The sequence below is a fragment of the Rhodococcus sp. IEGM 1306 genome (assembly GCF_036541985.1).
Lineage (GTDB): Bacteria > Actinomycetota > Actinomycetes > Mycobacteriales > Mycobacteriaceae > Rhodococcus_F > Rhodococcus_F qingshengii.
In genome coordinates, this window is the sequence record NZ_JAZHFF010000004.1 from 590,859 (window position 1) to 603,763 (window position 12,905).

The window sequence follows — 12,905 nt, forward strand, 5'->3', positions numbered from 1 at the left end:
GGATGAGCAAAGTCGTGAATACGGCAGCTGAGGCAGTTGCCGACATCGCGAGCGGATCCAGGCTCGCAGTGGGCGGCTTCGGGCTGTGCGGTATTCCCGACGCACTGATCGCGGCGATCGCCGACGGCGACGCCACCGATCTCGAGGTGTTCTCCAACAACTGCGGTGTCGACGACTACGGTCTCGGCATCCTGCTCGGCGCGCACCGGATCGCCAGGGTGACGGCGTCGTACGTGGGGGAGAACAAGGAGTTCGCCCGCCAGTATCTCGCCGGTGAGCTCGAAGTGGAGTTGACGCCGCAGGGGACGCTGGCCGAGCGGCTGCGAGCAGGCGGTACCGGCATTCCGGCGTTCTACACTCCGGCCGGCGTCGGCACACCGATCGCCGAGGGCGGCTTGCCGTGGCGATACAACCCGGACGGTTCGATTGCCGTGGCGTCGCCACCGAAGGCGACGGCAGTGTTCGGTGGCCGCACGTATGTATTGGAAGAGGCGATCACCGCTGACTTCGCGCTCGTGCACGCGGACTACGGCGACACCGAAGGAAATCTCGTCTTCAACAAGACGGCGATGAACTTCAACCCGCTTGCTGCGATGGCCGGCCGGATCACCATCGCGCAGGTGGAGAACCTCGTCGAGCCGGGCGACATCGACCCCGCGCACGTGCACCTACCTGGAGTGTTCGTCGCGCGCGTCGTGCATACAGGCCCGCAGGAGAAGCGGATCGAGAAGCGGACCGTCTCAGGAGGTACCAAGTGACCAGTGCAGAGGAAACTCGTATCGGCTGGACCCGCCACGAGATGGCCGCTCGCGCTGCCGCCGAGATGCGGCCGGGTGAGTACGTCAACCTCGGCATCGGCCTGCCGACGCTGATCCCCAGCTACCTGCCCGAGGGCGTCAAGGTGGTCCTTCACAGCGAAAACGGCATCCTCGGCACCGGGCCGTACCCGACGGACGATCAGGTCGATGCCGACCTCATCAATGCCGGTAAAGAAACCGTCACCGTCAATCCCGGTGCCGCGTTCTTCGACTCGGCCCTCTCCTTCGGGATGATCCGCGGCGGACACATCGACACCGCGGTGCTCGGCGGGATGCAGGTGTCGAAGACCGGCGACCTTGCCAACTGGATGGTGCCGGGCAAGATGGTGAAGGGTATGGGCGGGGCGATGGACCTGGTCCATGGAGCCCGCCGCGTCATCGTCGTGATGGAGCACACCGATCGCGACGGCAACCCCAAGATCGTCGAGGCGTGCACCCTGCCGCTTACCGGGCAGGGAGTCGTCCACCGGATCATCACCGACCTCGCGGTGCTGGACGTCACCGCGGACGGGCTTGAGCTTGTGGAGCTAGCTCCAGGGGTCACCAGCGAACACCTGAAGAGTGTGACTGGTGTGGGTTTTTCCTGAAGCTTTCGTACCTCCACTCGAAAGAACGCGCCGACCGCTGGTCGGCGCGTTCTTTCGTCGGTCTGTCGGCGTGTACCGATAGTCTCGATCAGCGACTGTCGAATCTGATTCGAGCTCGGGCGCCGAGTAGCTGACGGGCCTGTAAATTGTCCGAGGTGACTGATGTGGATGGGGGTGCAGATCGTCGGCTGCAGATTGATTGTTCCAGGGGCGGAGATGTCGCGCACAGAGTCTGAACCGTGCGTTTCGGCAATGCGATCGGGGGGTAGATGCGCTGGGCGATTTGTAACGAATTGCAGCAAAACCGTCGATATACCGGGGTATGGATTTCTCTTGTCACCTATGTATCGGAGACAATGGGTGGTTCTGGCTCGTCGAGGTTGGATGAGGTCGGTAGCTGCTGCGAATCGGACGTTCGGCTCGCACGGGTGCGCAATGGTGTGGAAGAGAGGCTGTGGGCGTGAATTCGCTGGGTAACGGAGAACTGGGGAGCGGCAAGCCGGAGGTCGGCAGCTCGCCGGAAGACGTTCAGCGATCAGACGCATTCCCGCTTTCAGCGGCCCAGCTCGGTATGTGGTTCGCGCAGCACCTTGATCCCGCCGTACCGGTCAACATCGCTCAGTACGTCGAACTCCGTGGTGCTCTCGAGCTTGATGCTCTTCGTCAGGCCTGTGCAGACGCCGGTCGCGAAATTGGGTCGGCCTTCGTTCGGATCTTCGAGATCGACGCCCAGCCGTACCAGATCATCGACCCCACACTCGATGATTCCGTCGGCTACGTCGACCTTCGTAGTGAAGACGACTCACACGACGCAGCCATGCGGTGGATGCGAGCAGATCGCAGTCGGCCGATCGACATGCTTGCGGACCGACTGATCTCTGCCACGATCTTGCGCCTCGGTGAGAACCGCTACTACTGGTACACACGGGTTCACCACACAATTCTCGACGGTTTCGGTGCCTCGACGTTCGTCACTCGTGTGGCGGAGTTGTACTCGGCGCGCGTGGAGGGCCGGGATCCGGAGCCGAGCGAGGCCTCCGATCTCCGGAACGTCTACGAGGTGGACAACAAGTACCGCCAGTCGAGTCGGTTCGAAACCGATCGCAAGTACTGGGCAGACAAGATCGAGAATCTCGACGAGATCTCGAGCCTCGCGGGTCGAAGTGCCGCGCCTGCTCCGGTCAGTCGGATCGACAGTGCAGCGCTGTCCAACCACGTCGAGGCGCTGCTCGGGCGGTTCCTCGAGCGCGTAGAGAAGACCACTGTTGCCGGCACAGTCGTCGCGGCGTTTGCGGCGTACCTCGCTCAGATGACCGGACGAGAGGACGTGTCGCTGAGTTTGCCCGTTTCCGGTCGAACGACAGCCGTGCTGCGCCGGTCCGGTGGCATGGTCTCCAACGTCGTCCCGCTGCGACTGACCGTCACTGCGGACACCACCGTCCAGGATCTTCTGGACGACGTCAGGAACGAAATGTCCGGCGCACTGCGCCATCAGCGGTACCGACACGAGGACATGGTTCGCGGCGGTGACGGGCCGGGTCGGGGCGGATTCTTCGGCCCGTGGATCAACATCATGATGTTTTCCACCGAGTTGGCGTTCGGGCCCCTCGTCGGCGAGCTTCACATCCTGTCCACGGGGTTGATCGAAGACCTCGGTGTCAACCTGTACCAGAGCGTCGGCGACACCCGTACGCACATCGACTTCGAGTCGAATCCCAATCTGTACGGGCCCGCTGACGCCCAGCGAAATCACTCGCGGTTCGTGGAGTTCCTCGAGAAGTTCGTCTCCGCCGAAACGAGCCGCAAGGTCTGGGATCTCCCTGTCGCAACCGACGAGGAGCGGAACAAGGTTGCATTGTGGAACCGCACCGGCTTCCACGTTGCCTCGCAAACCATCACCGAAGCATTCGAGCGTCAAGTCGAGCGTACGCCCGATGCCACCGCTGTCGTTTTCGAAGGCGCCAGCCTCACGTACGCCGAATTCGACGCCCGCGCAAACGGTTTGGCCCGTCAGCTCATCGGCATGGGTGTTGGGCCCGAATCGCTTGTGGGACTGTCGATCCGCAGGTCTCTGGACTTGATGGTCGGTCTGTACGCGATCGCCAAGGCCGGCGGAGCCTGGGTGCCGGTAGATCCCGACCATCCAGCCGACCGCACCGCATATATTCTCGAGTCGGCGCAGCCCACGTGTGTTGTGACTACTGCGCGGGACGATGTGGATCTGCCCGAGGGGACACGGGTGATCGAGATCGACACCCTCGACTACGAACAGCTCGACAGTAGGTCGATCGCCAACGCAGATCGCCTGTCTCCCTTGCATTTCTCGAACACTGCGTACGTGATCTACACCTCGGGGTCGACCGGGCGACCCAAGGGTGTCGCGGTCACTCATGCAGCGATCAACAATCAGCTTCAGTGGATGAACACCGAGTACGGGCTTTCGGCGTCGGACATCTACCTGCAGAAGACCGCCACGACATTCGACGTGTCGCTGTGGGGATTCTTCATGCCGTTGCAGGTAGGCGCCACACTGGTAGTTGCGACTCCGGACGGTCATCGAGACCCGATCTACGTGGCAAACAAGATCGCGGAACTCGGCGTCACGATCACCGACTTCGTGCCATCCATGCTCACGCTGTTCACTGCGAACGCACCTGCCGGATCTTGTGATTCGTTGCGCCACGTGTTCGTCATCGGCGAGGCGCTCCCACCGGAGACATCTTCCGCTTTCCGTGAACTCTGTGGAGCCGGACTGCACAACCTGTATGGTCCGACTGAAGCCGCGGTGTCGGTCACGTACTACGAGGCCGTGTCCTCGGACACTACTTCCGTGCCGATCGGTATGCCGCAGTGGAACACTCAGGCACACGTACTGGACGGGCAACTTCGACCGACGCCCATCGGGCAGCCGGGTGAGCTCTACCTCGCGGGCGTCCAACTCGCGCGTGGGTACGTGGGTCGACCTGATCTGAGCTCGGATCGGTTCGTCGCCAATCCGTACGGCACGGCCGGTGAGCGTATGTACCGGACCGGCGACCTTGTCCGACGCCGTGAGGACGGAAATCTCGACTACATCGGGCGTACCGACTTCCAGGTGAAGTTCCGTGGGCAGCGCATCGAGCTCGGCGAAATCGAGACCGTTCTTCTGGCACACCCCGATGTTTCCCAGGCTGTCGTCTTGGTGACCGTCACCCCGACCGGTGATCAATTGGTCGGCTACGTCGTGCCGGGGCCTGGCCGAAACATCGATGCTGCTGTCCTCAGCGAGTTCGCCGGTCGAAGCCTCCCGTCGTACATGGTTCCGGCCGCGTTGATGGTGCTCGATGCGTTGCCGCTCAACACGAGTGGCAAATTGGATCGTGCCGGGTTGCCCGAGCCGGTGTTCGCGAGTGCGAAGCAGTACCGCGAGCCCCGCACCGAAATCGAACGCATCGTGGCTGACGTGTTTGCCGACGTGCTCGGTGTCGAGCGCGTCGGTATCGACGACGACTTCTTCGAGCTCGGTGGAAACTCTCTGGTTGCAACACAATTGGTGACCCGAGTGGGTTCGGCATTGGGAGTGCAACTCGGCGTTCGGGAGCTTTTCGAATCCACCACGGTCGCTACCTTGGCGGCCCGCGCCGAGTCGGTGGCGGGCAACGCCAGGCAGCTCACCCCGCTGATCGCCAAGCCTCGTCCCGAGGTCGTCCCGCTCTCGCTTGCGCAGCAGCGTATGTGGTTCATCAACCGTCTCGACCCGTCGACACCCGCGTACAACCTTCCGTTCACGGTCCGGCTCACCGGTTCGGTGGACCCGTCCGCCCTGCATGCCGCGGTGATGGACCTTCTCGAGCGGCACGAGTCTCTGCGCACGATCTACCCCGATGTCGACGGAACCGCGCAACAGCTGGTTCTGCCGGTCGACCGGGCTGCAGTGGAGTTGAACCCGGTCAAGATTCGGAATTCGCATCTCGACGCGGCCCTGTTCGACGTGGCGTCTCGCGGCTTCGACGTGACGCTCGAAATTCCGGTACGGGTTGCCCTCTTCGAGGTGTCTCCGACGGACTACGTGCTGGTGATGGTTCTCCATCACATCGCTGCAGACGGACTGTCGTTCCGTCCGCTCGCACGTGACCTTCTCGTCGCATACTCGGCGCGAAGTGAGAAGACGGCGCCGGCGTGGACGCCGCTGCCGATTCAGTACGCCGATTACGCGCTGTGGCAACGCGAAGCACTGGGATCCGACGAAGACCCCCGATCGGAATCGTCTCGCCAGATCAACTACTGGCGCCGGGCGCTCGCTGATCTGCCGGATCAGTTGGATCTGCCCACAGACCGACCTCGTCCTGCCGTCGCGTCCAATCACGGTGCCAAGCACCATTTTCAGATCAGCGAACGCACGACGCGCAAGCTGAACGAGTTGGCGCGCTCGAGGAGCGTCTCGCTGTTCATGGTGTTGCAGGCGGCCTATGCAACATTATTGAGCCGGATCAGTGGTACCTCCGACATCGCGATCGGTGCCCCGATCGGCGGGCGAGGCGATCAAGCCCTCAACGACGTGATCGGCATGTTCGTGAACACCCTGGTGCTCCGCACCGAGGTCGATCCGAACGAACGGTTCGACGAGTTGCTCGCTCGGGTAAGGGAATCGGGGTTGTCTGCCTACGGGCACGCCGATGTACCGTTCGAGCGGTTGGTCGAGGTGCTGAGCCCAGCGCGTTCGCAGGCTCGTCACCCGCTCTTCCAGGTTGCGCTCACTGCGGAGATCAGTGGACGACGCGAACTGGAATTCTCGGGCGTCAAAGCAGTGGCAGCTGAATTGGAAGTTCCGGTCGCCAAATTCGATCTCGAACTCATGGTGTCCGAGAATCCTGAAGGAACCGAAGACTCGGATGTCTTGAGTGCCACCTTCACCTACGCCACGGACTTGTTCGATCCGGCCACGGTGAACACATTCGCTACTCGGTTCGTGCGCATTCTCGATGCAGTGGCTACCCGACCTGAAACGGTCGTCGGTGATATAGACCTGCTCTCACGCTCTGAGCGCACCGATCTGACGGTCGTTACCTCGGACGACGCGATGCCCCGGCAGAGTCTCGTCGACATCTTCCTGTCCGGCACGGCTGAAGCGGACTCGGTTGCTGTGCGCTTCGAGGGTCGATCGATCACCTACCGCGAGCTCGACGAGCAGTCGTCGAAACTCGCACGGGTTCTGATCGGACGTGGCGCAGGCCCCGAGACCATCGTTGCTCTCGCCTTTCCTCGCTCGTACGAGATGGTCTGTGCAGTATGGGCGGTGGCGAAGTCAGGGGCGGCGTACGTGCCAGTCGACCCGAGCTACCCGGAAGATCGTGTCCGGCACATGCTGGCCGATTCTTCGGCCGCGATCGGACTCACGTCGGCACAGTTCGTTGATCAACTCCCTGCGGTCACTGATTGGTTGGTCCTCGACAGCCAGGCTCTGAACGGAGAACTGTCGGCGCAATCATCAGCGCCGGTCACGGACGAGGACCGAATCGCTCCGATTCACAGTTCACACGTTGCATATGTGATTTACACATCCGGTTCCACGGGAAAACCGAAGGGTGTCAGCGTCACTCACGGTGGTCTCCGTGGTGTCAGGGACGCAGCTCAGCGTCGGTACGGGGTGGATCAGACCTCGCGGTTCCTGCATATCTGTTCACCGAGCTTCGACCCGTCAGTGCTCGAATGGATGGTTGCCTTCTCAGCGGGTGCAACTTTGGTGATCGTTCCGTCGACGATAATCGGTGGACACGAGTTGTCGGATCTTCTTCATGCCGAGAAGGTCACACACGCCATCATCACACCCGCAGTACTCGGGACCATGGAGCCGGCAGAGCTGCCTGAATTGCGAGTCGTCTCCGTCGGCGGTGACGTGACCACTCCCGAGTTGCTGGCGAAATGGGCTCCAGGGCGCGCCTACTTCAATGGGTACGGTCCGACCGAGACCACTATCATTTCGTCGTTCGGCGATCTCGCGATCGGCCGATCGATCGACATCGGGCGTCCCGTCGAGGGCATGTCTGCACTGGTACTCGACGAGCGTCTGCATCCGGTTCCAGTCGGTACCAGGGGAGAGCTCTACTTTGCGGGCGCTGCATTGGCTCGCGGCTACCACGAGCGGCGAGGTCTTTCTGCGGAACGGTTTGTTGCCAACCCGTATTCGCCGGACGGCGAGCGAATGTACCGGACCGGCGATGTCGTGCGCTGGACAGGCGGAGACACGCAAGGCGATGCGGGGGTCCTCGAATACGTCGGCCGCAGTGACTTCCAGGTCAAGGTTCGCGGATTCCGTATCGAGCTCGGTGAGATCGACGCAGTTCTGTCCTCGCACGAGTCTGTGCGCTTCGCGGTGACGATCGGAAGCGAAGGCGCGGCGGGTGTCACAACCCTCGTTTCCTACGTCGAACTGGCTGACGGTTCGAGTTTCGATCGGGACCTGCTCGCCTCGTTCGTTGCAGAATCTCTGCCGAGCTACATGGTTCCTTCCGTCATCATGGAGCTCGCCGAGGTTCCGTTGACACCGGTGGGCAAATTGGATCGCCGGGCTTTGCCGGAGCCTGTTTTCGAGGTCCGCGAGTTCCGTGCGCCCACGACTCCGGTGGAAGAGATTGTCGCGCAGGTGATCGCGGATGTTCTCGGCGTGGAACGAGTCGGCCTCGACGACGACTTTTTCGAACTCGGTGGCAACTCCCTGGTGGCCACCCAGGTCACCTCGAGGTTGGGACGGGCGCTCGATACCACCGTGCCGGTGCGGACGCTTTTCGACGTTTCCACCGTCGAGGCGCTCGCCGCACATATCGAGTCGCACGTAGGTGTCGGCGGGAAGAAGGCACTCGTCGCACAGGCGCGTCCCGCAGAAATCCCGTTGTCGTTGGCGCAGCAGCGCATGTGGTTCCTGAACCGTTTCGATACCGACTCCGCTGCTTACAACATCACTTTTGCTCTGCACCTGACTGGTCATCTCGATACTGCCGCGATGGAAACTGCGCTCGAGGACGTACTGGCCCGGCATGAAGTGCTCCGAACGGTGTATCCGGACGGGGCCTCCGGACCGAAGCAGTCGATTCTGTCGCTTTCGGAGGCGTTCGGCGGACTGGCCGTGGAGTCGGTTTCGGATCAGGACGAGCTCGAAAGTCGAGTCGCTGCAATCGGATCCTCGGCGATCGACGTCACCGTCGACGTGCCGATCCGTGTCCGCCTGTTGACGGTCAGCGACACCGAGCACACCCTCGCGATCGTGGTTCATCACATCGCCGCCGACGGTTGGTCGATGGCGCCTCTGGCACGCGATCTCATGATTGCCTACTCGGCACGCAAGGACGGGATTGCGCCGGCGTGGCACCCGTTGGCTGTGCAGTACGCCGACTATTCGTTGTGGCAGCGTGAGGTTCTGGGGTCCGAAGACGACCCGGAATCATTGATCTCGCAGCAGATTTCCTACTGGACCTCGACTCTGGCTGACCTACCGGATGTGATCGAGCTTCCGTCGGACCGGCCTCGACCCGACGTAGCCTCGATGCGCGGCGAACGATTCGCCTTCGAGATCTCCGGTGATGTGCACCGTCGATTGGACGCGTTGGCACGGGAGAACAACGCGACGCTCTTCATGGCGTTGCACTCGGCGCTTGCCGTTCTGATGGCCCGACTGAGCGGGACCTCGGACATCGCCGTGGGCACTCCCGTTGCCGGTCGTGGCGACGAGGCGCTCGACGATCTCGTCGGTATGTTCGTCAACACGCTTGTTCTGCGCACCGAGGTCGACCAGGCCCAGGCATTCACGGATCTGCTGGCTGCGGCGAGTGATTCTGCGCTCGGAGCGTTCGCTCACTCGGACGTACCCTTCGAGCGGTTGGTGGACGTCTTGGCTCCGGCCAGGTCGCAGGCCAGACATCCGCTGTTCCAGGTTGTCCTGTCCTTGCAGAATCTCGCGCAAACGACACTCGAACTACCGGGCCTGGCTATCAGGGCCGCCGAAATCGACACCACCACTGCAAAGTTCGACCTCGAACTCGCAGTAACCGAGTCGATCGGCGAAGACGGGATCCAGCAAGGGCTCTCGGCCGAATTCACGTTTGCTGCAGATCTGTTCGACGTGTCGACGGTCGAAGGGTTTGCTCGGCGACTGGTTCGTATTCTAGAGACTGTCGTATCGATTCCCTCGATTGTCGTCGGTGACATCGACATTCTCGATGCGGCTGAGCGTGGTGCGCTGGCCGATGTTCGTGGAGGTCAGGCGGTCTCGGGAACCCTGGTCGAGATCCTCACAGCGGCGGCCGCTGTGGATCCGTCGGCGGATGCGATTCGCTTCGACGGTCAGTCGATCAGCTACCGCGAACTCGACGAGCGGTCGTCGCAACTCGCTCGTGTTCTGATGGCGAAGGGCGTCGGGCCGGAGGATCGGGTCGCGATCGCGATTCCGCGTTCGGCCGATTCGGTTCTCGCCCTGTGGGCAGTGGCGAAAACGGGTGCTGCGTTCGTGCCCGTCGACCCGACGTATCCGGTTGACCGTATCGCCCACATGATTACCGATTCCGGTGCGGTGCTGGGTCTTGCGCTCAGTGACGTCGAGGCAGGATTGCCGTCGGCATTGACGTGGGTTGTTCTCGACGACAAGAAGACAGCGGCGGCGTGCGCGGCAGAATCTTGCGCGCCGGTGAGTGATTCGGATCGACGCAGTGCGATCGACGAGCGGCAGCCTGCCTACGTCATCTACACCTCCGGCACCACGGGTCTGCCCAAGGGCGTTGTGGTCACCAATGCCGGCGTGGCGAATTTCTGTGCCGAGCAGGTCGATCGCTATGCGTTGACTAACGATGCTCGGACGCTCCATTTCGCATCGCCGAGTTTCGATGCTTCTGTTCTCGAGTTGCTGATGGCATTCGGAGCGGCATCGACGATGGTGATTGCGCCGACGACGGTGTACGGCGGCGCGGAATTGGCTGAGATCTTGCGCTCGGAGGGCGTGACCCATGCGTTCGTGACGCCCGCTGCTCTGGCATCGGTGGATCCGAGTGGGCTCGACGCGTTGCGGGTGGTTGTCGTCGGTGGCGAAGCCAGTTCGCGGTCTCTCGTTGCCAAGTGGGCGGTACCGCTCCCGGACGGCGGTGTGCGTGGATTCTTCAATGCGTACGGTCCGACGGAGTCGACGGTCGCGTCGAACATCAGTGATGCGCTGACCGCGTTTGACCGCATGAACATCGGCGGCCCGATTCGGGGTATGGCCGCGCGGATCTTGGACGGCCGCTTGCAGCCCGTTCCGGTTGGTGTCGCGGGTGAGTTGTACGTGTCGGGTGTTCAGGTCGCTCGTGGATACCTGGGACAGCCGGCATTGACGGCGGGTCGTTTTGTCGCAGACCCGTTCGGGGCGCCGGGTGAGCGGTTGTACCGCACGGGTGACGTGGTCCGGTGGATCGACGGTGGCGCAGTGGAGTACGTGGGCCGCAGTGACTTCCAGGTCAAGATCCGTGGGTTCCGTATCGAACTCGGCGAGATCGAGGCCGCGCTGACCCGTTGCGCGGGCGTTGCGCAAGCTGTAGCTCTTGTACGCTCCGACGATCACTTCGGAGATCGTCTCGTTGCATACGTGGTGCCACAGGCCGGCGCCGAGGTGGATCCCGCACAGGTCATCGAGTCGGTGTCGACGTTCCTGACCGGCTACATGGTCCCCGACTCGGTACTGGTACTCGATTCGATTCCGTTGACCACCGCGGGCAAGACGGACATCAAAGCTCTGCCATCGCCCGTGTTCGAGTCGAAGGTGTATCAGGCGCCGATCACGACCGTCGAAGAGACTGTCGCGCAGGTGTTCTCCGAAGTTCTCGGAGTCGCACAGGTTGGCCGCGACGACGACTTCTTCGAGCTCGGAGGCAACTCGCTGATCGCGACCCGTGTCGCCGCACGGCTGGGGGAGGCGCTTGACACAAGCGTTCCGGTTCGTGCGCTCTTCGAAGCGTCGACCGTGCAGTCACTCGCCCTCCGGCTCGAGCTGCACGCCGGTTCGGGTGCCACGGCCCCACTGGTCCCGCAGTCCCGGCCCGCTCGGATCCCACTTTCGTTGGCGCAGCAGCGCATGTGGTTCCTGAACAGGTTCGAACCCGCGTCGGCAGTGAACAACGTTCCGGCGGCGATCAGGATTTCGGGCGCCCTCGACGTGGCAGCTCTCAACGCTGCCGTGCTCGATGTCGTGGGCCGACACGAATCACTGCGGACGCTGTATCCGGACGTCGACGGCGTCGGGTATCAGGACGTCCTCGACGTCCAAGACGTTGTCGTCGATCTCAGCCCCGTGTCGATCACGGAAGATCGCCTGGCTGCGGGCGTCGCCGAGCTGGCGACAGTCGGCTTCGACGTGACGTCCGAAGTCCCGTTGCGCGCCAAGCTCTTCAAAGTCGGCGACAGCGAATACGTTCTGGTGTTCGTCGTGCATCACATCTCGACCGACGGTTTCTCGATGGGTCCGTTGACCCGTGACGTGATGGTTGCCTACGAAGCACGTACACGAGCGTCGGTGCCGGCTTGGACGCCGTTGCCGGTGCAGTACGCCGATTACTCGTTGTGGCAGCGTGAGGTTCTCGGGTCCGAGGACGATCCGCGGTCCGTGATCGCGAAGCAGATTGCGTTCTGGTCGGATGCGTTGGCTGATCTTCCGGAGCAGTTGGATCTGCCTGCCGATCGTCCGCGTCCCGAGGTCGCTTCAGGGCGCGGAGCCGAGGTCGAGTTCGATATCGACGCCACCCTGCACGAAGCTGTCAATTCGATTGCGCACAGCAGTAACTCGACACCGTTCATGGTTGTTCACGCAGCGCTCGCCGTCGTACTTTCTCGTTTGTCCGCAACGACCGACATCGCGATCGGTACACCGATCGCGGGTCGCGGTGAGGCGCAGCTCGACGATCTGATCGGTATGTTCGTCAACACTTTGGTGTTGCGTACCGAGGTTGATCCGTCGATGTCGTTTGCGGAGTTGTTGGCTTCGGCGCGTGAGGTGGATCTGCAAGCGTTCGCGCATGCGGATGTTCCGTTCGAGCGGATCGTGGAAGCGCTCGACCCGGTTCGTTCGCAGGCTCGTCATCCGTTGTTCCAGGTGGCGTTGACGTTCCAGAATCACGAACAGACAACGCTCGAATTGGGCGACCTCGAAGTGTCGATCGAAAGTGCCGATCTTGCGTTGGCGAAATTCGATCTCCAGTTGACCTTGACCGAACGAACCGACGAGGCCGGCGCACCCGCAGGGATGTTAGCCGCCTTGACGTATGCGACGGATCTCTTCGACGAGTCGACCGTTCTGGAATTCGGTGATCGGCTGGTACGGACCTTCCGTGCGGTGACTGCTGATCCCACCGTAGCGGTGGGTGACGTTGACATCTTGGTCGATGGTGAACGAAACCGGCTGTCCCGCTTCAGTGCTGGCCAGATCGATCGTGGTGTGGATTCGACGTTGTCGGCGTGGTTCGATGATGCCGCTGCGGAGTTTGGTGATCGGACCGCGGTGCGGTTC

Annotated in this window: 3 protein-coding genes; all 3 read left to right on the forward strand. The window is 62.3% G+C overall.

Going from position 1 to position 12,905, the window contains the following annotated elements; genetic code table 11:
- The first annotated feature begins 2 nt into the window (after nt 1–2).
- Entirely contained in the window at nt 3–758 is a 756-nt protein-coding gene (locus V3587_RS15360; protein WP_007730192.1) for a CoA transferase subunit A, read from the forward strand.
- Nucleotides 755–1,405, forward strand: coding sequence for a 3-oxoacid CoA-transferase subunit B (locus V3587_RS15365; RefSeq protein ID WP_283376683.1), 651 nt, complete (start codon nt 755–757; stop codon nt 1,403–1,405). The genes V3587_RS15360 and V3587_RS15365 overlap by 4 nt, the downstream gene beginning before the upstream one ends.
- A gap of 460 nt (nt 1,406–1,865) precedes the next feature.
- Nucleotides 1,866–12,905 (forward strand): non-ribosomal peptide synthetase (locus V3587_RS15370; protein WP_317829742.1); only part of this gene is annotated, 11,040 nt, incomplete at its 3' end.

What these genes read in the sequence shown, in the direction of transcription:
- V3587_RS15360 (WP_007730192.1), top strand. Translation starts at nt 3, where the DNA reads ATGAGCAAAGTCGTGAATACGGCAGCTGAGGCAGTTGCCGACATCGCG.